Source organism: Pseudomonas sp. FW305-7, from assembly GCF_058786735.1.
The window spans coordinates 254,925-279,203 of record NZ_JBYSZA010000004.1; the positions used below are offsets into that span (position 1 = coordinate 254,925).

21 protein-coding genes are annotated in these 24,279 nt (G+C 59.9%); 12 read left to right on the top strand and 9 right to left on the bottom strand.

Annotated elements, in window-relative coordinates; translation table 11 throughout:
* Positions 1–121 precede the first annotated feature (121 nt).
* On the bottom strand, positions 122–1,528 hold the full coding sequence (locus tag AC3WMT_RS08135) for a serralysin family metalloprotease (RefSeq protein WP_103303364.1): 1,407 nt from the start codon (positions 1,526–1,528) through the stop codon (positions 122–124).
* 278 nt (positions 1,529–1,806) lie between these two features.
* Between AC3WMT_RS08135 and AC3WMT_RS08140 the strand changes: the two genes are divergently transcribed.
* From AC3WMT_RS08140 to AC3WMT_RS08155, 4 genes are all read left to right on the top strand, one after another.
* Complete coding sequence (locus AC3WMT_RS08140; RefSeq protein ID WP_103303571.1) at positions 1,807–3,738, top strand: DNA topoisomerase III; 1,932 nt, start codon at positions 1,807–1,809, stop codon at positions 3,736–3,738.
* A gap of 70 nt (positions 3,739–3,808) precedes the next feature.
* Positions 3,809–4,312: a GNAT family N-acetyltransferase gene (locus tag AC3WMT_RS08145; RefSeq protein ID WP_103303363.1), complete on the top strand. Its 504-nt coding sequence runs from the start codon at positions 3,809–3,811 to the stop codon at positions 4,310–4,312.
* A gap of 45 nt (positions 4,313–4,357) precedes the next feature.
* On the top strand, positions 4,358–4,648 hold the full coding sequence (locus AC3WMT_RS08150) for a hypothetical protein (protein ID WP_158249168.1): 291 nt from the start codon (positions 4,358–4,360) through the stop codon (positions 4,646–4,648).
* Positions 4,649–4,823: 175 nt separating this feature from the next.
* Positions 4,824–5,153: a hypothetical protein gene (locus AC3WMT_RS08155; RefSeq protein ID WP_103303361.1), complete on the top strand. Its 330-nt coding sequence runs from the start codon at positions 4,824–4,826 to the stop codon at positions 5,151–5,153.
* A 228-nt stretch (positions 5,154–5,381) separates the two neighbouring features.
* Here AC3WMT_RS08155 and cynR read toward each other — a convergent pair whose 3' ends face one another.
* The gene (cynR, locus tag AC3WMT_RS08160) at positions 5,382–6,269 is read right to left on the bottom strand and encodes a transcriptional regulator CynR (protein ID WP_103303360.1); all 888 of its coding nucleotides are present in this window, start codon (positions 6,267–6,269) and stop codon (positions 5,382–5,384) included.
* A gap of 121 nt (positions 6,270–6,390) precedes the next feature.
* Between cynR and cynS the strand changes: the two genes are divergently transcribed.
* From cynS to AC3WMT_RS08175, 3 genes are all read left to right on the top strand, one after another.
* Complete coding sequence (cynS, locus tag AC3WMT_RS08165) at positions 6,391–6,858, top strand: cyanase (protein ID WP_103303359.1); 468 nt, start codon at positions 6,391–6,393, stop codon at positions 6,856–6,858.
* 81 nt (positions 6,859–6,939) lie between these two features.
* Entirely contained in the window at positions 6,940–7,176 is a 237-nt protein-coding gene (locus AC3WMT_RS08170) for a DUF2790 domain-containing protein (protein WP_103303358.1), read from the top strand.
* Positions 7,177–7,188: 12 nt separating this feature from the next.
* Entirely contained in the window at positions 7,189–7,848 is a 660-nt protein-coding gene (locus AC3WMT_RS08175) for a carbonic anhydrase (RefSeq protein ID WP_103303357.1), read from the top strand.
* A 155-nt stretch (positions 7,849–8,003) separates the two neighbouring features.
* Here AC3WMT_RS08175 and AC3WMT_RS08180 read toward each other — a convergent pair whose 3' ends face one another.
* Positions 8,004–9,506 carry an aldehyde dehydrogenase family protein gene (locus AC3WMT_RS08180; protein WP_103303356.1) on the bottom strand — a complete coding sequence of 501 codons (1,503 nt, stop codon included), beginning with the start codon at positions 9,504–9,506 and terminating at the stop codon, positions 8,004–8,006.
* Between the two features lie 180 nt (positions 9,507–9,686).
* Positions 9,687–10,595, bottom strand: a complete 909-nt coding sequence (glsB, locus tag AC3WMT_RS08185) for a glutaminase B (protein ID WP_103303355.1) — start codon at positions 10,593–10,595, stop codon at positions 9,687–9,689.
* 139 nt (positions 10,596–10,734) lie between these two features.
* Here glsB and AC3WMT_RS08190 point away from each other — a divergent pair, with 139 nt between their 5' ends.
* The 3 genes from AC3WMT_RS08190 (at position 10,735) to AC3WMT_RS08200 (ending at position 14,554) form a co-directional block, all read left to right on the top strand.
* On the top strand, positions 10,735–11,223 hold the full coding sequence (locus AC3WMT_RS08190) for a GFA family protein (RefSeq protein WP_103303354.1): 489 nt from the start codon (positions 10,735–10,737) through the stop codon (positions 11,221–11,223).
* A 223-nt stretch (positions 11,224–11,446) separates the two neighbouring features.
* Positions 11,447–13,654, top strand: a complete 2,208-nt coding sequence (locus AC3WMT_RS08195) for a TonB-dependent siderophore receptor (RefSeq protein ID WP_103303353.1) — start codon at positions 11,447–11,449, stop codon at positions 13,652–13,654.
* Between the two features lie 102 nt (positions 13,655–13,756).
* On the top strand, positions 13,757–14,554 hold the full coding sequence (locus AC3WMT_RS08200; protein ID WP_103303352.1) for a MipA/OmpV family protein: 798 nt from the start codon (positions 13,757–13,759) through the stop codon (positions 14,552–14,554).
* Between the two features lie 259 nt (positions 14,555–14,813).
* On the opposite strand, the gene AC3WMT_RS08205 is transcribed toward AC3WMT_RS08200, so the two are convergent.
* The 3 genes from AC3WMT_RS08205 to AC3WMT_RS08215 form a co-directional block, all read right to left on the bottom strand.
* Entirely contained in the window at positions 14,814–16,100 is a 1,287-nt protein-coding gene (locus AC3WMT_RS08205; protein ID WP_103303351.1) for an ATP-binding protein, read from the bottom strand.
* Positions 16,101–16,808: a response regulator gene (locus tag AC3WMT_RS08210; protein ID WP_103303350.1), complete on the bottom strand. Its 708-nt coding sequence runs from the start codon at positions 16,806–16,808 to the stop codon at positions 16,101–16,103.
* A gap of 141 nt (positions 16,809–16,949) precedes the next feature.
* On the bottom strand, positions 16,950–17,552 hold the full coding sequence (locus AC3WMT_RS08215) for a MiaE family protein (RefSeq protein ID WP_103303349.1): 603 nt from the start codon (positions 17,550–17,552) through the stop codon (positions 16,950–16,952).
* A gap of 158 nt (positions 17,553–17,710) precedes the next feature.
* Here AC3WMT_RS08215 and AC3WMT_RS08220 point away from each other — a divergent pair, with 158 nt between their 5' ends.
* Positions 17,711–18,574, top strand: a complete 864-nt coding sequence (locus AC3WMT_RS08220) for a universal stress protein (RefSeq protein ID WP_103303348.1) — start codon at positions 17,711–17,713, stop codon at positions 18,572–18,574.
* A gap of 242 nt (positions 18,575–18,816) precedes the next feature.
* On the opposite strand, the gene AC3WMT_RS08225 is transcribed toward AC3WMT_RS08220, so the two are convergent.
* On the bottom strand, positions 18,817–19,287 hold the full coding sequence (locus AC3WMT_RS08225; RefSeq protein WP_103303347.1) for a DUF1289 domain-containing protein: 471 nt from the start codon (positions 19,285–19,287) through the stop codon (positions 18,817–18,819).
* A 467-nt stretch (positions 19,288–19,754) separates the two neighbouring features.
* On the opposite strand from AC3WMT_RS08225, the gene acnB reads away from it, so the two are divergent.
* Entirely contained in the window at positions 19,755–22,364 is a 2,610-nt protein-coding gene (gene acnB / locus AC3WMT_RS08230) for a bifunctional aconitate hydratase 2/2-methylisocitrate dehydratase (protein ID WP_103303346.1), read from the top strand.
* A 189-nt stretch (positions 22,365–22,553) separates the two neighbouring features.
* On the opposite strand, the gene AC3WMT_RS08235 is transcribed toward acnB, so the two are convergent.
* The gene (locus tag AC3WMT_RS08235) at positions 22,554–24,200 is read right to left on the bottom strand and encodes a SulP family inorganic anion transporter (RefSeq protein WP_103303345.1); all 1,647 of its coding nucleotides are present in this window, start codon (positions 24,198–24,200) and stop codon (positions 22,554–22,556) included.
* Between the last annotated feature and the right edge of the window lie 79 nt (positions 24,201–24,279).

Genomic DNA, 24,279 nt, shown 5'->3' on the forward strand with positions numbered 1-24,279 from the left:
AACAATCGCGGTGTGTCAGGTATAACGCGAATTTCGATTTTGCGACGGCTTCGCCGCCGAGCGGGAGCAAGCTCCCTCGCCACAGGAGGCATGCATGCCCTGAATCTACAGAGTCAGCAAATCACGCAACAATGTCTGTCGCCACCGCCTGCCCCACCACACCCACGGCAAAATCAACCTGCCCCTGCCCCGTCAGGTCGACCAGCAGCCCGGTCTGACCGTGCTGCGCGTAGTACGTCAGGATCGCATCGCCAGCATGGCCAGTGAAGTTACTGACGAAGTTCAGCGTAGCCGCACCCGTTGCAAACTCGGCAATGCCCGACAGGTCGATCTTGTCCAGGCCGCTTTTGAAATCCATGATCCAGTCCGGCTGGTTGTTGGTCGAGTCGCTGGCCGCGCCGAACACGAAAGTGTCTGCACCCTCGCCGCCCCACAGCACATCCGCGCCGCCACCGCCGTAAAGGATGTCGTTGCCGGCACCGCCGAACAGATGGTTGATCGCCGAATTGCCGATCAGCAGGTCATTGCCCGAACCGCCCACCGCATTTTCCACGGTCACACCGTAAGCAATGGAAACGTTGCCAACCAGGCCGCCGACATCGGAGAACGAGCCTTCATTGAGGTTGATCTTCTGGTTCTGGGTGAAACCGGAGAAATTCAGGGTGTCATCACCGCCACCGTCCCACACCGAGAACACCAGTTTCGACGACGCCGACGTGGCGCTGTAGAAATCGCGCCCGGCGTTGGAACCGAAACCGTAGGTGGTGTTATCGGCGCGAGTCTCATAGTTGGCGCCGTAGAGTTTCTGCACCGCAACAATATCGTCCAGCAACGGCGCCGACGCGTACGCACCGCTGCCATCCTTGCTGAAGTTCTGGTCGGTGTTGGCTTCGCTCCAGTAGCTCATCAGGCTGTAGCCACGGGTGTCTTCGGCATACTTGGCGTCCGCGTAGGTCGGACTGCCATTGCCGGCGTTGTAGGCGCCCGGGTGTGACAGGCCGAGGGTGTGACCGATTTCGTGGGTCAGGGTCTGGCGCCCGTAGTTGTTGGTGCCAGGGGTTTTGTTGACCTGATATTGATCGTTGATCAGATACCACGACTGACCGTCGTAGCTGCCGCCACTCGGCAGGTAAGCAAACGCAGCGCCGCCCGTGCTCACGTCGTAGTTGCCGAAGGTCATGTGGCCGTCGCCGCCCTTGCCTTCAGTGAACGTGACCTTGGCCACATCGGCCCAGGATTGCATGGCCAACACGGCTTGCGCCTTTTGCAGGGCGCTGAACTCGCTGAAGTTGCCGAGTTTCGGGTTGTAGTTCGCGGGTTTCTCGGTCAGGAAGGTGTAGCTGAGGTCGATTTTGCCGTCAGCATTCTTGTCGCCCCACGCCAGGTTCTTGCGCAGGATTTCGTCAGCGGCCTGATCGGCGGTAAACGACGGTTTGCCATTGACCAGCCCGACACCACGGTCATACAAGTGGCTGAAGGTGTTGATTTCATCGTAGGCGCTGCTGGTTTTCGCTTTGGCTTGAGCCATGGTGGACTTCCTTGTTTCTGAGTAGTCAGTGTCGACAGACCACGGCGATCTCCTGGCGAGATCGTCCTGTCACTCGCGTTTGTGAATCGCCAAAAAACCTGACACAGCTGCAAACCGGGTACTAATCAATTTCTCAATAGTGCTGTGCGGTGCCCCCGAATTACCCGTCATTTCCCGCAACTCTTTTTATCTGTATATCCATACAGATAAAAGTTGCCCGTGGCGCCAACTCCGGCCATTCTGTGCACCTCTGCGGACATTGATCGACGATGGTGGTTATGCGGCTGTACCTCTGTGAAAAACCTTCCCAGGCCAAAGACATTGCGGCCGTGCTCGGCGCCAGACGTCGCGGCGACGGCTGCTGGCTGGGAACGGACGTCACGGTGACCTGGTGCATCGGCCACCTGCTGGAAACTGCACCGCCAGATGCCTACGACGCCCGCTATAAGCGCTGGGTGCTGGCGGATCTGCCGATCATTCCGGACAAATGGAAAATGACCGTCAAGCCGCGCACTGCCAGCCAGTACAAAGCGGTGAAACGCCTGCTTGGCGAGGCCAGCGAACTGATCATCGCCACCGACGCCGACCGTGAGGGCGAGATGATCGCCCGGGAACTGGTCGAGCACTGCCGCTATCGCGGGCCGATCCGCCGGTTGTGGTTATCGGCGCTCGACGAGGCGTCGATCCGCAAAGCGCTCGCGGCACTGAAACCGGGCGCAGAGACCTTCAGCCTGTATCACTCGGCACTTGGCCGCTCCCGTGCGGACTGGCTGATCGGCATGAACATGAGTCGCCTGTTCACCCTTCTCGGCCGGCAGTCGGGTTATCAAGGTGTGTTGCCGGTCGGTCGGGTACAGACGCCGACATTGCGCCTGGTGGTGGATCGTGATCGCAGCATCGCCGATTTCGTGCCGGTGCCATTTTGGGCGATCGATGTGGAATTGCTGCACGCAGGGACGCCGTTTACCGCGCAGTGGCGGGCGCCTTCGGATGCTTGTGACGATCAGGAGCGCTGCCTGAATCAGGCACTGGCGCAACAAGCGGCAGCGGCCATCAGCAGTGCCGCCAGTGCGCGAGTAGTGAAACTGCGAACCGAGCGGATGCGCGAAGTGGCGCCCCTGCCCTTTGACCTCGGCACTTTGCAGGAAGTGTGTTCGAAGAAGCTCGGCCTCGGCGCGCAGGAAACCCTCGACATCGCCCAGGCGCTTTATGAAACCTACAAAGTTGTCACCTATCCGCGCAGCGATTGCGGTTTTCTGCCCCTGAGTCAGCACAGCGAGGCACCGGGGATTCTCGCGGCGCTGCGGCAGGCCGACCCAAGCCTTGAGGCGTTGAACGGTTTTCTTGACCCGCAGCGCCGTTCCCGGGCATGGAACGACGCCAAGGTCAGCGCGCACCACGGCATCATCCCCACCGCCGCCGCGAAAAACCTTGAGCGCCTGAGCGGCAAGCACCGTGCGGTTTACACATTGATCCGCGCGCGTTATCTGGCGCAGTTTCTGCCCAACCACGAATACGATCGCACCCAGGCCGATTTCGATTGCGCCGGTGAAGCCCTGCGCGCGGTCGGCAAGCAGATCATTGAACCGGGCTGGAAACGCGCCTTGCCCGAGGCTCTCGCCCCCGCCAAGGGGCGTGAGGCTCCAGCGCCACAAACATTGCCGACACTGAGCCAGGGCATCGAGTGCGCCGTCGCCGGGGTGAAGCTCAAGGATTTGTGGACGCAGCCGCCTAAACCCTACACCGAGGGTGATCTGATCAAGGCGATGAAGAACGTCGCCAAACTGGTCGAGGATCCACTGCTCAAACAGAAACTCAAGGACACCACCGGCATCGGCACCGAAGCCACCCGTGCGTCGATCATTCAGGGTTTGCTGGATCGCGGCTATCTGGTGAAAAACGGCAAGGCGCTCGCCGCCACGCCTGCTGCTTTCAGCCTGATCGACGCCGTGCCCCGTGCAATCGCCGACCCGGGCACCACGGCGATCTGGGAACAGGCACTGGACATGGTGCAGAGCGGCGAGATGAGTCTGGAAGAGTTCGTTACCAAACAGGCGGCGTGGATGAGCAAACAAGTGACCCGCTGCTCCGGCCTGAGCCTGACCATCAGCGGCCCACCGCCTGCCGACAAAGCGGCTGCACCGTGGAAGAAAAAGCGCAAATCCACCCGCAGCAAAACTACCGGCACAACCAAACGCACCGCCAGGTAGCGACGACGTATCCTGTGACAAAGGGTCTTGAGTCCACACTGATGTGATGCCTTTGCCGGAGTTGATCCAAATGCCCACCATCGAACTGCACCCCGCCCAACGCGATGAACTGCAAATTATCGAAAACCTGATGCAGTTCTACATGTACGACTTCAGCCAATGGCTGCCCCTGAAGCTGGCCGAGCATGGTTTCTTCAGCATCCAGCCCAAGGACGATTACTGGCGCCATCCGGCAACCAGACCCTTCCTGATTCGCGTCGACGGCGAACTCGCCGGTTTCGTCACCGTAGACGACACAACCCACATCGCCGGCGCCAAGCACAACATCGGCTACTTCTTCCTCACGCGGCGCTTTCGTGGCCAAGGCGTCGCGCAGTTTGTCGTCTCTGCCCTCTTGAGCAAAATCCCCGGTCAGTGGCAAATTTTCCATATCGACGCCAACCGGCCTGCACAGCGCTTCTGGGCCGGGCTGATCCCTGCATTGAGCGGCAGCGAATTCACTCAGCAGCAGCGTGAAGTGGACGGTTATCCGTGCACCTTCTACGTTCTGTGCGCGCCCTTTTCCGTTGCCTGAACGGATCCTTTCTCATTCCAGAACTGCTTTGTCCGACAATATGTAGTGCTCAAAAATAATCACTACAAAACCGTTGACGGCGTCGTTTTGCTTTTGCATGATGAAGACGTTCCCCGATCGGGAACATTTGGTAACACGCTTGAGCAAACTCGTCTGACCGCCGAGTTGTTTTTTCCGGATACACGCTGCCCACAAGGCAGATTGAAGAAACTGACCTGGCCCGAACGTCCAGTACAAGGACGAGAAGCGCTGGCGAAAATTCTCAAGACGCTTGTGGTCGACACTGAAAATGTCGTCAAGGAGCCTCCCGGTTTTCGCTGCTTCTCCTCGTTGTGACGCTATTGCGTAGCAGTTATTCAACACGACTACATGCAACAGACGCATGACCCCGTACTTATCACGGGCGACCGCTGACGTCCTGGTTTCGGTGCCAGGGATCAACTAACCGATGGGCTACCTGTATTAGCGAATCAACTTTGAAAGATCACCAGACTGGTCAAGGGGCAACATCATGAATCTGAACAATCAACCTACTATCGAAGAACTGGCTCGTATGTTCGCTGCGCAAAAAGACAGCCACGACAGCCATATTCTGTGGATCAGCAAGTCGGGTCAGGTGCATATCGACTGCCTGGCGCCTCATGCGGGTGAAGAAGAATTCGACCGCAACAACCAGAATCTGCTGGCCCGCCTGAAAATGTACCGTCGCGGCCACGGTTATGTCGGCAAGAAAGCCGCAGCCGATAAAGACTTCATCGGTAATGTGCTGCAGACGCTGAAACAGGCGTGGGACTCGATGCAGAATAAAAACGAAGTACGGGTGATTGATCGGTTCTGCTGAGTTAGTAATTAAATAATTGAAAGGCCTGCTTCCTTAAAGGAAGCAGGCCTTTTTTTGTTCGCTTGCATTGTTTGGCGTGAGTGGAATTGTAGCCCCTCACCCCAGCCCTCTCCCGAGGGAGAGGGAGCCGATTTGCGCTGCGTTCAAATTTTAGTTCGGCTCAAAACTTTCAGGTCGTCGTAAATCGCACAAACACCTCGGTCAGTCCCCTCTCCCTCTGGGAGAGGGTCAGGGTGAGGGGCTCTCAATGCCCAACACCAAATCCACAAACGCCACCGCCGCCGCACTGTGGTAATTATTGCGCCGCCGCAACAACGCCGCCCCACGCTGCGGCGCCTCACTCTCGACCCGCAACCGGCGCAACGCCCGATCCTCTGTCGCGATCGCTTCCGGCAACATCGTCGCCATCGGCGAACACCGCACCACCTCCAGCAACGTACTGACCGAGTTCACCTCTATGCGCACCTGCGGCGTAATTCCATGCTGACGGAAATATTCATCCACCGATAACCGCGTAATGAAGTCCGGTGCCAGCAAAGCGAAATCCAGCTGCGCCAGGTGTTCCGGCATCAACACTGACGTGCTGTCGTACAACGGATGCTCGCGCCCGACCATTACCGCCAATGTCTCGACAAACGCCGGAATGCACTCGATGTCCGGATTGCGCACCGGTGTGAAGGCGATCGCAATGTCCAGCGAGTCATCCGCCAGTCCCGCCTCGATGTCGTCCATCGACAACTCGAAGATCTCCAGGTGAATCCCCGGAAAGCGCTCAACATAATCGCGCACCAGCGGCCCGACCAGATACGCCATAAACGTTGGCGTCATCGCCAGACGCAAGGTGCCCCGGGACAAATCCTTCACGTCATGCAACGCCCGCTTGCCCGCCTCCAGCTCCACCAGCACCCGCCGCGCGCATTCGATATAAGCCTCGCCGGCATCGGTCGGCTTGACCGTGCGCGAGGTGCGATCAAACAGGTTTACTCCCAGGGTTTCCTCCAATTGGCGAATCTGTTGCGACAAGGTCGGCTGCGACACATGCAACGCCTCGGCCGCACGGGTGAAGCCGCCGTGATCGGCAACGGCCAGCAGATAACGCAAATGTCGCAACAGCATGGGGATCACCATCTATAGGCAGGACTTATGCGCAGCATTGTATATGGGTCTTGGACGCTATGGATCAATCGGCAGAAGATGAATCCCACACAGCAAGCCAACCCCTGAAAGGAGTGACACCATGCAACAGTCCCACGCCTACAACGACACCAGCCTGGCCCTGACCACCCGCATTCTCGATGCCAAGGCACGCAAAGATCTGTCGTGGCAGGCTCTCGCTGACGACACCGGCCTCAGCCTGGCCTTCGTCACCGCCGCCCTGCTCGGCCAACACCCGCTGCCGGCAAACGCCGCCGAAGTGGTCGGCGACAAGCTTGAGCTGGACGCCGCCGACGTCGCCGCCCTGCAAATCATCCCGCTGCGTGGCAGCCTCAGCGGTGTGCCGACCGACCCGACCATCTACCGTTTCCACGAGATGATCCAGATCTACGGCACCACCCTCAAGGCGCTGGTTCACGAGCAATTCGGCGACGGCATCATCAGCGCGATCAACTTCAAACTGGACATCAAGAAAGTCGAAGACCCGGAAGGCGGCTCCCGCGCCGTGGTCACCCTCGACGGCAAGTTCCTGCCACTGCGTCCGTTCTGATCCATCCCGGCCCGCACCTCGCGTGCGGGCCATCCAAACCCCAATTGCACATCGTCACCACCTGCGTCTGGAGGCTGCCCCATGCAAAAAATTCTGTTGACCCTGGCCCTGCTCGGCGGCTTTTGCGCCCACGCATTTGCCGCTGATGAGGCCGTCGCTTACCGCTACGGCATGCAACTGGACGTTGCGCAAGTGCTGAGCATTACCCCGGTTGCCGACGTCTGTGGCGTGGTGCCGGTAGAAATGACTTACCTGGACAGCCAGGGCGGCAAACACATTCTGCAATTCAGCGAATTCGGCAGCGGTTGCTCGAACTGAGAGGACAACACCATGAAAAACCTGATTGATGGCTTCCTGAAATTCCAGAACGAAGCGTTCCCGCAACGCACCGAACTGTTCAAGCATCTGGCGACCACCCAGCAGCCTGGCACCTTGTTCATTACCTGTTCCGACAGCCGTGTGGTGCCGGAACTGCTGACCCAGCAAGAACCCGGCGAACTGTTTGTGATCCGCAACGCCGGCAATATCGTGCCGTCCTATAGCCCGCATCCGGGCGGTGTTTCGGCGACGGTGGAATATGCTGTGGCGGTACTGGGTGTGGCCGACATCGTGATCTGCGGCCATTCGGACTGTGGCGCAATGACCGCGATTGCCCAGTGCAAATGCATGGATCACCTGCCGGCCGTCAGCGGCTGGCTGCAGCATGCCGAATCGGCAAAAGTGGTGAATGAAGCACGGCCGCATGCCAATGACGCGGCGAAACTGAGTTCGATGGTGCGTGAAAACGTGATCGCGCAACTGGCGAACATCCAGACCCACCCGAGCGTGCGCCTGGCCCAGGAAAAAGGCCTGCTGAACCTGCATGGCTGGGTGTACGACATCGAGACTGGCTCGATCGATGCGCTGTCTTCGGATCGCCGCACTTTTGTGTCGCTGGCCGAGCAACCGACGACGTGCGCCATTCAGGCAAACACCAGCGCAGCCGCCTGATACAAATCCGCTGAGGTGAAAAAGAACTTGTGGCGAGGGGATTTATCCCCGATGGACTGCGCAGCAGGCCCAATCTCTTGGGGCCGCTGCGCGCGCCATCGGGGATAAATCCCCTCGCCACAGGACCGGTGTGGATCAACCAGGATGAGGCATTTTCAGCGTTTTACGGTGAGGTCGATCTGGCTCATGCGGCTGCGTACCGTGAACACGCCATCGCCAGACAGAATCGCACTGCGCGCAAACAACCGCCCGCTCTCCCAGTTCGAAAGCCCCAGCTCCGGCTTGTTCAGCGCGTACTGTCCGTCGACCCAGCGGGTAATGCCATTGCCCACGAACGGCGCGTTGACCGCGTTGTAGAAGCGTTCCTGAACCTGCGCATCTTCGCTGATCAGCGACACGGTGAATTGCGGGCTGTAGCGGTTGAACAGCGCAATCGCCTGATCCAGATCGTCGACGATCATCAGACTGACTTCCGGGGTCTCTTCCCATTCCCACTCACGGCCAAGGTCAGATTCCGCCAGTGGCTCGGCCAGTGCTTCGGTCTGATAACCCTCGGCGCGGTAGACCTCGACTGTTGCGTTCTGCCACTCGCTCGGCAGGTAACTTTGACTGCCTTCAACGATGTGCAATTTGCAGCCCTGCCCGCGTGCGCTGCCGGCCTGCTTCAGCGCATCGAGGAACAGCGGCAGCAATTCTGCAGCGCGGTCGCGCTGAATCAGGCAGACGTTCAATGTGTTGCAGACCTTGCGATCCAGTGAGTTGCGCACCACCGCGGCAAAGCGTTTGGCGTCGGCATCACGATCAGCAATCAACCACGCCCCACCGGTGCCATGCAGGCTGACCGCCGTCCCAGCCTGCTGAGCGATGCTGCCCAACTGACTGACCGCGCGCCCCGATCCACGGGCCACCGCCAACGACAGGCGCCGATCAGCGAACATCGCCCAACCGGCCGCGTGATTGACGCTTTCGACCAGCGACACCGCACCCGCCGGCAAACCGGCCGCCGCCAACGCCGGGTTCAGCGCATGCTTGACGATGGCTTGCGCGGTGCCCAACGCATCGCTGCCAATCCGCAGCACCGCCGTGTTGCCAGTGCGCAAAACGCCGGCCGCGTCGGCAAATACGTTCGGGCGACCTTCGAAGACAAACGCGACGATGCCCAGCGGCGACACCACTTGCTCGACCTTCCAGCCATCGTGTTCAACGCTGCTGATGACTTTGCCGCGTGTGGCGGGTGCATCACGCCACGCGCGCAGGCCGGCGATCATGTCGCCGCGCATGCGCTCATCGGCGAGCAGACGCGTGGTGGAGCGTCCGCGCGCCTTGGCCCGCTCGATATCGGCGAGGTTGGCGGCGGCGATCTGCGCCCAGCAATCGGGCGTTTCCAGACGCTGCGCAAACAGATCGAAGAACTGACTGATCGCCTCGTCGGACACCGCCGATAACGCGGTAAACGCCGCAGCGGCGCGCTCGATGGCCACGGACGCCGCTTGTTGATCCGCCACTGGAATCAGCAACAGCTCGCCGCTCACCTGCTCCACCAACAGGTGGTCACCGGGCTGAAAGCGCGCCGCCAGTTCGGGGCTGACCACGGTCACGCGGTTACCAGCGAAAGGGATCGGCGTGCCAGCGACTAGACGTTCGAGCGCAAGAGACATGAAGCGGATTCACCATGCAGAGGGCGGCCGGAAAATGTATAGGAACACCCTCCTCCCAGGCAACACAAAACCCCTTGTAGGAGTGAGCCTGCTCGCGATAGCGGTGGATCAGATACACAGCTGTTGACTGACACTACGCTATCGCGAGCAGGCTCACTCCTACAGGGATTGGGTTTCAGATCAGAACACTGACCAGCCAATCCGCGAACTGAGCATCTCCAGCGCCGCCATCCCCGCCAGTGAGTTCCCCGCAGCGTTCAACTCCGGCGACCACACGCACACCGTGAACTGCCCCGGCACCACTGCGACGATGCCGCCGCCGACGCCACTCTTGCCCGGCAGACCGACGCGATAAGCGAAGTTGCCCGCCTCGTCGTACAGGCCACTGGTGGCCATGATCGAGTTGACTTGCTGGGTCTGGCGGCGCGTGAGGATCTGCTCGCCGCTGTGTTTGCAGTAACCGTCATTGGCCAGGAAACAGAACGCCCGGGCCAGATCGATGCAGTTCATGCGCAGCGCGCAGTGGCTGAAATAACTGCGCAGCACCGATTCGACATCGTTGTGAAAGTTACCGAAGGATTGCATCAGGTAAGCCATCGCCGCGTTGCGCGCGCGGTGCTGGTATTCGGAATCGGCGACTTTGCCGTCGATCATGATCTGCGGGTTACCCGACAGGCGCCGGACGAAATCGCGCATCGACAGGGTTGGCGCGGCAAAGCGCGACTGGTTGATGTCGCAGATCACCAGCGCGCCGGCATTGATAAAGGGATTACGCGGGCGTCCGCGCTCGAATTCCAGTTGCACCAGCGAGTTGAACGGCTGACCGGACGGTTCATGACCGAGGCGTTCCCAGATCGCCTCGCCGGAATGCTCGATGGCCTGCACCAGGCTGAACACCTTGGAAATACTCTGCACCGAGAACGGTGTCTCGGCGTCGCCCGCGCAGTACATCTCACCGTCGTTGCCGTACACGGCGATGCCCAGCTGATTGGCCGGCACGGTGCCGAGGGCGGGAATGTAGTCAGCCACTTTGCCCTGCCCGATCAGGGGCCGGACAGCGTCAAGGATCTCGTTCAACAGCGCTTGCATGCCGGGTTCCGAAGTCTCGCCCCATGGGATTGCGGGGACACTGGGGCTAGACGCTGCCGGCGCCTGTCGCATCACACCGGCAGGCGTCGCGCAAAATGCTCTAGGCTCAAACGCACACCCCTGCTAACGGAGAGCACCCATGCACCTCGAAGGCTCCTGCCATTGCGGCGCGGTTTCGTTCAGCCTCATCAGCGCCCACCCCTACCCTTATCAACGCTGCTACTGCTCGATCTGCCGAAAGACTCAGGGCGGTGGCGGCTATGCGATCAACCTCGGCGGCGACGCGAGCAACCTCAAAGTGCGCGGACGCAAACACATCAGCATCTACCACGCGCGCATGAAGTACGAAGGCGAAAAACGCGCTCATCGCAGCACCGCCGAGCGGCATTTCTGCTCGTTGTGCGGCAGTGGTCTATGGCTGTTCAGCCCGGAGTGGCCGGAACTGATCCACCCGTTCGCCTCGGCCATCGACACGCCGTTGCCGGTGCCACCGGAATACACCCATTTGATGCTCGGTTCAAAAGCACCATGGGTCGAAGTCGAGGCCAAGCCCGGGGATCAACAGTTCGAGGTCTATCCCGAAGAATCCATCGCGCAATGGCACGAACGCCTCGGTTTGACCCGATAGATAATCTTCAGCATTCCTCGCCCCCTGTGGGAGCTGGCTTGCCAGTGATAGCGGTGGAACAGTCAACATTAATGTTGAATAGGTGGCCGTCATCGCTGGCAAGCCAGCTCCCACAGGTTATTTGCCAACTTTTAGCGCTTTGCAGTTCCCTTTTCCCGCACTCGTTCGGTTAACCCCTCAGAAGCACTTCAACTACCGATCGATTCGATGCAAAGGGATCTCCATGTCGCACGTCCGTTTTCGTTTTGCCTTGTGCCCGCTTGCGGCCGCTCTGCTGAGCCTTTCTTCCCACGCGGCTGAAACGCCGGCAAAAAACGACCAGGCTTTGCAGTTGGGCGCGACCAATATTTCCGCCCAGGGCCTCGGCGCCACCACCGAAGACACACGCTCCTACACCACCGGCGCGATGTCTTCGGCCACCGGCCTGCCGCTGTCGATCCGCGAAACCCCGCAATCGGTGACGGTGATCACCCGCCAGCAAATGGATGATCGCGGCGTGCAGAGCGTCGGCGATGCACTGCGCAACACCCCCGGCATTTCGACGCAAAAATACGACAGCGACCGCACCGAGTTCTCCGCACGCGGTCTGGCCATCACCAACTTCCAATACGACGGCATCAACATTCCCTACGACGGCGTCTACGGTGAAAACCCCAACAACGGCGACGACGCAGCAAGCATCGACCGTATCGAAATCATCAAAGGCGCAACCGGCCTGATGACCGGCTCCGGCGACCCATCGGCCACCGTCAACCTGATCCGCAAGAAACCCACCAAGGAATTCAAAGCCTCGATCAGCGGCACCATCGGCTCGTGGGACGCCTACCGCACCGTCGGTGATATCTCCGGTTCGCTGACCGATTCCGGCAATGTGCGCGGGCGCTTCATCGGTGCGTATTCGGACAAGAATTCCTACCTCGATCACTACAGCCAGCGCAAAGACCTGTTCTACGGCATCCTCGAAGCCGACCTCAGCGACGACACCCTGCTGACCTTCGGCGTCGACAAGTCCAGCACCACCCCACGCGGCAGTTCGTGGACCGGTAACCCGGTGTACTTCGCCGATGGCGGGCGCACCGATTTCCCGCGTCACTTCAACTCCGCCGCGGACTGGAGCCGTCGCGACTTCGACAACATCACCTACTTCGCCTCGCTCGAACAGGCGCTGGCCAATGACTGGAAGTTCAAGGTCACGCTCGATCAGAAAACCACCGATCACGACACGCGCCTGGCCTCGGCCAGCGGCGGCAACCCGAATCGTGCCAGCGGCGAAGGCATGTTCCTGTACTGGGGACGCTGGGAAGGCCATCGCGTGCAGAACACCGCCGACGTCAACGTCTCCGGACCGTTCACCTTGGGCGGTCGCGAGCATGAGCTGATTGCCGGCGTGATGACCTCGCACTCGCGCCAGACCGGTGCGACCTACGACACCAGCGCCTTCTCGCAAGTGCCGGGCAGCATCTACGACTGGGACGGTAATCTGCCGAAACAGGACTTCCCGAAGAACGGCAAATACGAGCGCACCCAGAGCCAGAACGGTGTGTACCTGGCCACGCGTCTGCACCCGACCGACGATCTTTCGGTGATCCTCGGCAGCCGCTTGAGCACCTTCAAGTACAACGAAGACTACCGCTACAACCCGGGCGCCGGTCTCGACGACACTCACGCCAGTTACAAGGAACACGGCGTTGTCACGCCTTACGCCGGGGTGATTTATGACCTCGACGACACCTACTCGCTGTACGCCAGTTACACCAGCATCTACCAGCCGCAGACCTACAAGGACAGCAACGGTTCGACCCTCGCGCCGGTCGAGGGCGATAGCTACGAAGCGGGCCTGAAAGCGGCGTACTTCGACGGTCGCCTGAATGCCAGCCTGGCGTTCTTCCGCATCGAGCAGGATGGCGTCGCCGAATCGATCGGCACCAACGCAGTGACCAACGAAGGCATCTACAAAGCCATCGACGGCGCCACCACCAAAGGTGTCGAACTGGAACTGGCCGGCGAACTGGCCGACGGCTGGAATGTCTCCGCCGGCTATACCTATGCGCGCACCCGTGACGCCGATGAACAGCGCATCTACGGTTATCCGCTGTCGACCACCAAGCCTGAACACACCGTGCGCACCTTCACCACCTATCGCCTGCCGGGCATGCTCGACAAAGTCACCGTCGGCGGCGGCGTGAGCTGGCAGAGCGCGTTTTACGGCAAGATCTACAGCGCGCCGGCCGGCGATTACACAAGCATCAAACAAGGCGGCTACACCCTCGTCGACCTGATGACGCGTTATCAGTACGACGAGCACTTGAGCTTCACCGTCAACGCCAACAACGTCTTCGACAAACGCTACCTGACCGGGCTGGGCAACTTCGACACAACGTTCTACGGCGAGCCGCGCAACCTGATGCTCACCACCAAATGGGACTTCTGATCGCGGCTTAACAGTCTTTGACAGTTTCCCGACAAAGCTGCCAAAGATTGCCGCTCGCCACCCGCCTAGCATGGGCGCATCCACATTCTCCTCGGGTGCCCCATGCTGATGTCGTTTCGCACGTTTTCGTTGTCTCTGACTTCCCTTTGCCTGCTGGTGCCCGACGGTTCGCTGCGCGCCGAAGACTGGCACACCACCCTGCGCGCGGGCGCGGTCAATGCTCCGCGCTACAGCGGCAGCGATGAGCGGGTGACGGCGCCGCTGGTGGCTGTCGAAGTGGTCAGTCCGCAGGGTTTCTTTCTCGACAGCAACCGAGGGCTGGGCTGGGGCTTTGACGAAGAGGATTTCGGTCTCAGCGTTTACGTCGGCGCCAGCGATGTGCGCAAGGATCGCAAGACCGGGTTCAAGGGTTCCGACGAACTGAACGGCATGGGCTCGATCAAGTCGCGCCCGGTGCTGGATGTGGACGGCCGCTATCACATGGGGCCGATCATTCTCGGCGCGAGTTTCGAGCATGCGCTGGAAAAGGACGACGATGACCACGACACCGGCTCATCGTGGAATCGCCTGAAACTGAGCATCAACCTTCCATTGTATGAAGGCCGTTTTGGCAAGGTGATCGGCGGGCTGAACAGCCAGTTCGGCGATAGCGATTACCTGCGCACCTGGTATGGCGTGAACACGGCACAGGCTTCGCGCAGTCAGTACCGGGCTTATGAACCGAAAGCCGGATTAATCAGTCGCGGCGCGGACTTGACCTGGACATTGCCGATTGATGAGCGCTGGAGCGTGTCGTCAGTGCTGGCGGTGCAGTACCTGAGCCATGAAGCAGCAGACAGCCCGATTGTCGAGAGGCGGTTGCAGACTTCATTGGCTGGGCAGGTTGAGTACACCTTCTGAGTGTGCGGTGGGACTGATGGCCTCATCGCTGGCAAGCCAGCTCCCACAGGGTTTTGCGGGGTTGTCGGGCAAGTAGTCACACCTGTGGGTATTGGCTGGGCAGGTTGAGTACGCCTTCTGAGTGTGCGGTGGGACTGATGGCCTCATCGCTGGCAAGCCAGCTCCCACATGGTTTTGCGGTGTTTTCGGGAAAGCAGTTACACCACAAAACCTGTGGGAGCTGGCTTGCCAGCGATGGCGTCGGCCATGCCAACACAAGTCAATCCAGATGCGCCCAGGTCATCCGAAACGACGCCCCACCCCAAGGCGAATCACCGACCTCCACTTGCCCGCCATGGGACTGCGACACCCGTCGCACCAAGGCCAGCCCCAATCCGAACCCACCAGTGCGCCGGTCGCGGCTCGCATCCAGGCGCGAGAACGGTTCGAAAATCTTCTCCCGCCCGTGCACCGGCACGCCAGGCCCATCGTCATTGACCTGCACCTCGTAGTAATCGCCATTGCGCACCAGCGTGACTTCCACTCGTTGCTCGGCATAACGAATCGCATTGCGCAGCAAATTGATCACCGCACGGGCCATGAACCTTGGTTCGATGCGTACCGTTTCGAGCCGGCAATCGCCGATCGACAACTGTACCCCCGCCGCCTCCGCCTCCAGCGCCACACTACCAACCACGCTATCGAGCCAATTGCCCGCCTGAATATTTTCACGTTTGATCACCGTCGCACCGCGCTCAAGACTGGCGTAAGTCAGCAACTCCGAGACCATTTCTTCCAGTTCGCCAAGGTCGGCGTACATGTCGGCGATCAATTCGCGATTCTGACTCGGGTCAGATTGTTGCTTGAGCTGATCAAGTTCGAACGACAGCCGCGCAATCGGCGTACGCAGTTCATGAGAGACCGCGTTGGTCAGTTCGCGCTGATTGGCGATCAGACTCTCGATGCGCGCCGCCATCAGGTTGAAGTGCTCGGCCAGGTCGCGGATGTTCGAACGTTTCGACAACTGGATACGCGCCGACAGATCGTTATCGCCAAAACGCTCGGCGGCCAGGCGCAGTTTTTCCAGATCACGCCAGTGCGGGCGCACCCAGAAAAACAGGACGATACCGATCAGTACCGCGAGCATCCCGTAAGCCGCCGAGATATAGAACGGCATCAGACTCGGCTCCGGCGGCAGCTTGATGCTGAGCACCTGAGAACCGCCGTCGATGTTGCTGATGAACTGCGTGTAGTTGTCGCGGATCACCAGAAGATTCTGCATCAGCTGGGCTTTTTCCTCGGCATTCAGGGCCAGTTGATCGGCCTCGACCAGTTTCAGTGTCAGCCCGTAATGCGGGCGCAAGGTTTCCAGTTGCTGCTCGCGATCCGTGCCCTGACGCCCGCGCAAATGATCCACCAGCGACCACGCCTGACCGCGCACCGCTTCGCGGTTGTAGGCCTGCATCTGATTGTCGAGCAACGCGTTGAAGGTGTGTTCGACGGTTTGCAGGGCCAACACCAGCCCCACCGTCATCACCAGAAACAGCCCGAGGAATAACCGCAGCATCTACAACTCCCACGCAAACGGATTGAACAGATAACCCTTGCCCCACACGGTCTTGATGCACACCGGCTCGCGAGGATTGTCCTTGAGTTTGTTGCGCAACTTGCTGATGTACACGTCGACGCTGCGGTTCAGGCCATCGAAGGCAATGCCGCGCATGCGGTTGAGGATGTCATCGCGCGACAGCGTATTGCCGGCGGCACTGGCCAGCAGCCACAGCAACTCGAATTCCATGGTGGTCATTTCGATGATCTCGCCCGCCAGGCGCACTTCACGGCAACTGCGGTCGATGCTCAACTGGCCGAACTCAAGAAAACTGACCACGCCACTGTCCGGCACCTGCCGCCGCTGCAAGGCGCGCAACCGGGCCAGCAACACCGGCGGTTTGATCGGTTTGATCACGTAGTCATCGGCACCGGACTCCAAGCCGAGAATATGGTCGAGGTCGTCTTCCTTGGCGGTCAGAATCACGATCGGCGTGTCTGACACGCTACGAATCTCCCGACACACGTGCAGGCCACTCTGCCCCGGCAACATCAGGTCGAGCACCACGACTTTGGGTTTGAACTCCAGAAAAGCGGCCACGGCCAGATCCCCGCGATGCACCGTGCGCACCTCGTAGCCGTGTTGTTCGAGGAAGTGCGCGATCAACGCGGCAAGGCGTTCATCGTCTTCCACCAGCAGGACTTTGCCAAAACCCAGGTTATCCATAACGACCATCTGCCAACCATCTGTGAAGTGGGCGACATTATGGCGGCATTCGCGGGCGAGGCGTTTATCGCAGGCAGCAAAAACCGGCCACGGGGGCCGGTTTTCGGTGATGTTTCATACTCTTAAGAGTTTTTAACAATCTCAGGCAGGCACGCCGCTGTGGAAGCGGAACTCCTCGTCCGGGGACTCGATCAAGTCCTGCTCGGTGGTGCGAACTCTGTCGATCACCTGGGCGATGTCTTTGGCGTCCCCGTATTGGTAGGCCAGTTTCAGATAGCCCTGAAAGTGCCGCGCCTCGCTTTTCAGCAAACCGAAGTAGAACTTGCCGAGATCTTCGTCCAGATGCGGCACCAGTGCTTCGAACCGCTCGCAACTGCGCGCCTCGATAAACGCCCCCACCACCAGCGTATCCACCAGTTTCACCGGCTCGTGGCTGCGAACCACTTTGCGCAGGCCTGACGCGTAGCGCCCGGCATGCAACTGGCGCAGCTCGATCTTGCGGCGTTTCATGATGCGCATGACTTGTTCGTGGTGCACCAGTTCTTCCCGGGCCAGACGCGACATCATATTGATCAGGTCAACGTGGGAGTGGTACTTGGCTATCAGGCTCAGCGCGGTGCTGGCAGCCTTGAACTCGCAGTTCTTGTGGTCGATCAGCAGGGTTTCCTGATCGGCCAGTGCCGCCTGAACCCAGGCGTCGGGGGTGCGGCAGCCAAGGAATTCGTGGATTTCGGGAAGGATCATGGGGCTCACGGTAAAGGTGTTCGAGCGAAGGGCGCCGATTATACCGGCCTGCCCGCAGACCACCAGCGGCTGGCGTTGATATGCATCAAGTCGCAGCTGTTCGAGCAGCAACTATAGTTGTGCAACGCCGTGCCTTTTCTTTGCTGGAGACTCCGCTCATGCAAGCCATTCGCAGCATTCTGGTGGTCATCGAACCCGAACATTCGGAAAGCCTGGCGCTCAAGCGCGCCAAGTTGATCGCTGGCGTGACCCAGGCCCATTTGCACCTGCTGGTGTGCGACAAGAAGCACGATCACGCCGCCATGCTCAGCGTGCTCAAGGCCGCGCTGCTGGCCGACGGCTACAGCGCGACCACCGAACAGGCGTGGAACGAGAGCCTGCACGAAACCATCATCGACGTGCAGCAGGCCGAGGGTTGCGGGCTGGTGATCAAGCAGCACTTCCCCGACAGTTCGCTGAAAAAAGCCCTGCTGACCCCGGCGGACTGGAAATTGCTGCGCCACTGCCCTACTCCGGTACTTTTGGTGAAAACCGCTGGCTCGTGGAAGGACAAGGTGATTCTGGCGGCGGTCGACGTCGGCAATGTCGACGGTGAGCACCGGCATTTGCACACGACGATCATCGATCACGGCTATGACATTGCCAGTCTGGCCAAAGGGCATTTGCATGTGATCAGCGCCCATCCGTCACCGATGCTCTCCGCCGCCGACCCTACCTTGCAACTGAGTGAAACCATCGAAGCACGTTATCGCGAGCAATGCCGGGCATTTCAGGCCGAATTCGACGTGGATGACGCGCACCTGCACATCGAGGAAGGTCCGGCGGATGTATTGATTCCGTTCATGGCGCACAAGCTGCAGGCGGCGGTGACCGTGATCGGCACAGTGGCGCGCTCGGGATTGTCTGGGGCGTTGATCGGCAACACCGCTGAAGTGGTGCTGGATGCGTTGGAAAGTGATGTGCTGGTGCTCAAGCCGCAGGAGGTTGAGGATCATCTGGTAGAGCTGGCGGTGAAACACTGAGAATTACGGCGCTGATGCGGCCGTCATCGCTGGCAAGCCAGACTCCCACAGGTTCTTGTGTGATTCAAAATGCACCGCAATCACTGTGGGAGCTGGCTTGCCAGCGATAGCGGTGGGTCAGTCAACATTGATATTGGATGTACCGACCTCATCGCTGGCAAGCCAGCTCCCACAGGATCTGTTTGCGCCTACAGTATCTGCATTCAATTCCGATCACTGTGGGCGCCCTGCTCGCGAAGCTTCTAGGCGCCGAAGGCGTCTTTCAGGAAGCCGGGGGCGATGTAGCGCTGATAGTGCGCTTCCGACAGCAGGAAGAATTCCCGATCAATGGCATCGCGCAATTCCGGCAGGTTCCAGTCGCGAAATTCCGGCAGCAAGACCATCCCGTAGGCTTCCAGATTAATGATCACCCGCGCCCCTCGGGCAATCAGCTGATAGGCCCAGCAATATTCCGACTGATGCGGCACAAAGCGGATCTTGCGCTGTTCAAGCTGTTGGCGCAGGCGCGCCGAATCAAAGATCTCGACCTTGCTTGCCATCACTTGTGACAGCAATTGCTCCAGCCGCAACCACACCGCACGCTTTTCCTCCTCGTTGTAACCATTCCAATTGATCACTTCGTGATGGAAACGCTTGCAGCCACGGCACACCAGATCTCCGTAAACAGTGGAGCAGAGGCCGACGCAGGGGGTCTTGATGGTCTGATTGGGCATAAATTGGCAAAACACTGAAACGCGGAACAGGCCGGCATGTTAGCCCTTTGTCGGGCATTGATCACCCCTCAAACGTCAGGGGCAAGCGCTCGGGCAGACTTTTAGCAGGCCCCGCACAACGCCACCAAAGTCCAATAGAGCGCGACTTACCTTTAAATTTTTTTTGCCGTAGAATCAGCCAGCCTTTTAAGGCGCCAATGTCCGTTAGAAGCTGTTTTCAAAGCGTCACGAGCACAGTCGTTCCTTCAGAGCGGTGTTGGCGAAGGGTTTTTCCAGCGGGGAAAAGCTCTACGCCAACCCTCATCAGCTCCCCGTTCTGCAGGCGTAAAACTTTGAAAGCAGCTTCTGTAAGGAATGTTCGGTAATTCTGGCTAAACGGCCCACAACGCCGTGCAGCGCATGAGTACGAGCATTTCGCGACGAGCGTCCCGGACAGCCATTTGGGACCACTGATGAGGGTAATAACTGTGCTTGAAGCCTACCGCAAACATATCGAAGAGCGCGCAGCACTGGGTATCGTTCCCCAGCCGCTTAACGCCGAACAAACTGCAGGCCTGGTCGAGCTGCTGAAGAATCCTCCGGCTGGCGAAGAAGCTTTCCTCGTTGACCTGATCACCAATCGCGTACCACCAGGAGTGGACGAAGCCGCTTACGTCAAAGCCGGTTTCCTGTCGGCTCTGGCCAAAGGCGAAGTTTCCTCCCCTCTGCTGGACAAAAAGCGCGCTGTAGAACTGCTCGGCACCATGCAGGGCGGCTACAACATCGTGACCCTGGTCGAGCTGCTGGACGACGCCGAACTGGCGCCAGTGGCCGCCGAAGAACTCAAGCACACCCTGCTGATGTTCGACGCCTTCCACGACGTCGCTGAAAAAGCCAAGAACGGCAACGTTCACGCCAAGGCCGTGCTGCAATCCTGGGCTGACGGCGAGTGGTTCAAGAAGCGCCCGGTGCTGGAAGACAAAATCAGCCTGCGCGTATTCAAGGTAACCGGCGAAACCAACACCGACGACCTGTCCCCTGCCCCGGATGCCTGGTCGCGTCCTGACATCCCGCTGCACGCCCTGGCCATGCTGAAAATGGCCCGTGACGGCATCGTTCCGGACGAGCAAGGCAAGACCGGCCCGATGAAGCAGATCGAAGAAATGCGCGGTCAGGGCTTCCCGATCGCCTACGTCGGTGACGTCGTCGGTACCGGTTCCTCGCGTAAATCCGCGACCAACTCGGTACTGTGGTTCTTCGGCGACGACATTCCTTACGTGCCGAACAAGCGCGCTGGCGGTTTCTGCTTCGGCAGCAAAATCGCTCCGATCTTCTACAACACCATGGAAGATGCCGGCGCACTGCCAATCGAGTTCGACGTTACCAACATGAACATGGGCGATGTAATCGACCTGTACCCGCACGCTGGCAAAGTCTGCAAGCACGGTACCGACGAAGTCATCACCACCTTCGAAATGAAGACCCCTGTGCTGTTGGACGAAGTCCGTGCCGGCGGCCGTATCCCGCTGATCATCGGCCGTGGCCTGACCGAGAAGGCTCGCGCCGAACTGGGTCTGCCAGCATTCGATCTGTTCAAGAAGCCTGAAGCTCCGGCTGAAAGCATCAAGGGTTTCACCCTGGCGCAGAAAATGGTCGGCAAGGCTTGCGGTCTGGCAGAAGGCCAGGGCGTTCGTCCTGGCACCTACTGCGAACCGAAGATGACCACCGTAGGTTCTCAGGACACCACCGGTCCAATGACCCGTGACGAACTGAAAGACCTGGCGTGCCTGGGCTTCTCCGCTGATCTGGTGATGCAGTCGTTCTGCCACACCGCGGCCTATCCAAAGCCGATCGACGTGACCACCCACCACACCCTGCCTGACTTCATCATGACCCGCGGCGGTGTTTCCCTGCGTCCGGGCGACGGCATCATCCACTCGTGGCTGAACCGCATGCTGCTGCCAGACACCGTCGGTACCGGTGGTGACTCGCACACCCGTTTCCCGATGGGCATCTCGTTCCCGGCCGGTTCCGGTCTGGTCGCGTTTGCTGCGGCCACTGGCGTAATGCCGCTGGACATGCCGGAATCGATCCTGGTGCGCTTCAAAGGCAAAATGAAACCTGGCATCACCCTGCGTGACCTGGTTCATGCCATTCCTTACTTCGCCATCCAGAACGGTCTGCTGACCGTCGAGAAGAAAGGCAAGAAAAACGCCTTCTCCGGCCGCATCCTGGAAATCGAAGGTCTGGAAGGTCTGACCCTGGAACAGGCGTTCGAACTGTCCGACGCCTCGGCCGAACGTTCGGCTGCCGGTTGCACCATCAAGCTGTCGAAAGAGTCGATCACCGAGTACCTGAACTCCAACATCACCCTGCTGCGCTGGATGATCGGTGAAGGTTACGGCGATGCGCGTACCCTGGAACGTCGTGCTCAAGCGATGGAAGCCTGGGTTGCCAACCCGGAACTGATGGAAGCCGATGCCGACGCCGAATACGCCGAAGTCATCGAAATCGATCTGGCCGACATCAGCGAGCCTGTACTGTGCGCGCCGAACGATCCGGACGATGCCCGTCTGCTGTCCAGCGTGGCTGGCGAGAAGATCGACGAAGTGTTCATCGGTTCGTGCATGACCAACATCGGTCACTTCCGCGCTGCCGGTAAACTGCTGGATCAGGTCAAGGGTCAGCTGCCAACCCGTCTGTGGCTGTCGCCGCCGACCAAAATGGACGCTCACCAACTGACCGAAGAAGGCTACTACGGCATCTACGGCAAGGCCGGCGCACGCATGGAAATGCCAGGCTGCTCGCTGTGCATGGGTAACCAGGCACGCGTTGAGCCAAACAGCACCGTGGTCTCGACTTCGACCCGTAACTTCCCGAACCGTCTGGGCGACGGCGCGAACGTCTACCTGGCTTCGGCCGAGCTGGCGTCCGTTGCTTCGATCCTGGGTCGCCTGCCGACCGTCGAGGAGTACATGGAATACGCTGGCAAGATCGACAGCATGGCGGCCGATATCTACCGCTACCTGTCCTTCGACCAGATCGCCGAGTTCCGTGAAGCTGCTGCGAACGCCAACATCCCGGTCGTTCAAGCCTAACGCTGCAACGCACTGAAAAACGCCGCCCATCGTGAGATGAGCGGCGTTTTTTTATGCCTGTTGAATAGTCAGTGCCTGTCCCGGCCTCATCGCTGGCAAGCCAGCTCCCACAGGTGAGCTGTGCTGAGGTTCACCCCAATCCCTGTGGGAGCTGGCTTGCCAGCGATGGGGCCAGTTCATTCAACCTGTTCAAGTGTTGAGCTTGAGGGCTTTCTGCACAGCGCCATCAACGCTCAAGCCACTGAGGATCACGCCGTTGGCCTGCACCTCCGGCAACGCCTCCAGCACCACCAACGCCCCATGCTTGAGTCGCGCCAGAATCAATCGCTTGCCTTCCTGACGCACCCGCAAAAAGAATTCCTGCATCGCCTCGATGCTGGTGCCATCCAGATCCGGAGTTTCCTCCAGACTCAAAATCACTGTGTGCACAGGCGCATCCGAATGCCGAGTCAAGCGTAACGCCGCGCCGAGGATCCGCTCGACATTGGCGAAGAACAACGCCTCGCCCGGCCGGACGATCAACACCCCCGGCTCGCTGGTTGCCGTCGGATGGCGCTGTTGATCGACAAAGTCATGCCCGCCATCAATTCGCCCCAGCACCTGAATATCCGCCGACGACATTTGTTTGAGCATCAGCAAGACACTGATCGCCACCGCCACCAGCAAACCGTCGAGTACACCGAGCACCAGCACCGCCGCCACTGCGCACAACACCAGCACACGGTCGCGACGCCAGACGAAGTAACGCCCCAATGGCTGCAGACTCAAACCGCGCCCCAACGCGTGCATGACAATCGCCGCCAAAACCGGTTCAGGGGTCAAAGCGATCCACGGCAACACGGTCAGCACGATGATCAGCACCACCAACGCCGCCACCCCGCCGGCCCAACGTGAAGTGGCGCCCGCCGCTTCATTTGCCGACGTCGCCGAATAACCCGCTCCCGCCGGCATGCCATGGAACAACCCGGACAACAGGTTTGACGCCCCCAGCGCCAGCAAATCGCGATTGGACGTCACGCGGTCACCATGTTTGAGCGCGTACGAACTGATCGAGCCGTAAGACTCCGCGTACAGAATCATCACCAGCGCAAAGCCCACCTCCCCTAACCGCAGCCAGTCGGCGAACGGCAGCACCGGCAGGTTGGGGACTTCCAGGCTGAGGTCGATCATGCCGATCATCTTCACACCGTACGCCGACAGGTTCAGCCATTGGCCGGCGGCGATGCCGATCACCACTACCAGCAAACCACCGGGCAATCGTGGCAACCGCGAAAACGCCGCCAACAGCATCAGTGCCACTGCCGCCACAGCCGCCGCCGGCCAGTTCCATTGCGGCAACTGTTCAAGTAATTGCGGGGCGAAGCGCACCAGATTGGCGTCGATCAGGTGCACGCCGACCACACTGGCGACCTGCTTGAGAATGATCGTCAGCGCCAGGCCGAAGGCAAACCCGCGCAACACCGGTTTGGCAATGAACGCCGTGACGCTGCCCAGACGAAAGATCCCGGCCAGCACAAACAGCGCGCCCGTGACCAATACCAGACCGACCGCCAGCGTCGCGCGCAATTGCGGATCACCATTGGCCAGCGTTGCCGTGGCCGCCGCCAGTACGGCCGCGGAGGATGACGTCGCCGAAACAATGGCAAAACGACTGGTACCGAACAGCCCGTAACAGAGCAACCCGGCAAACAGGGCGATCACCCCGGCCTGCGGCGCCAGCGCGGCGATGGTCGAGTAGGCTACGGCTTCGGGCAGCAACAGCCCGGCAATCGACAGACCGGCGAGTACATCCCGCCAGCGATTGGGTGATTCAACAGGTTGTGGGGCGCTCGACAATCCACTGTCTCCAGACGAAAAAAAACCGCTGTGCGCATCACGCACAGCGGCCACTGTAGCTGAGTCTTCGAGGCTTTGG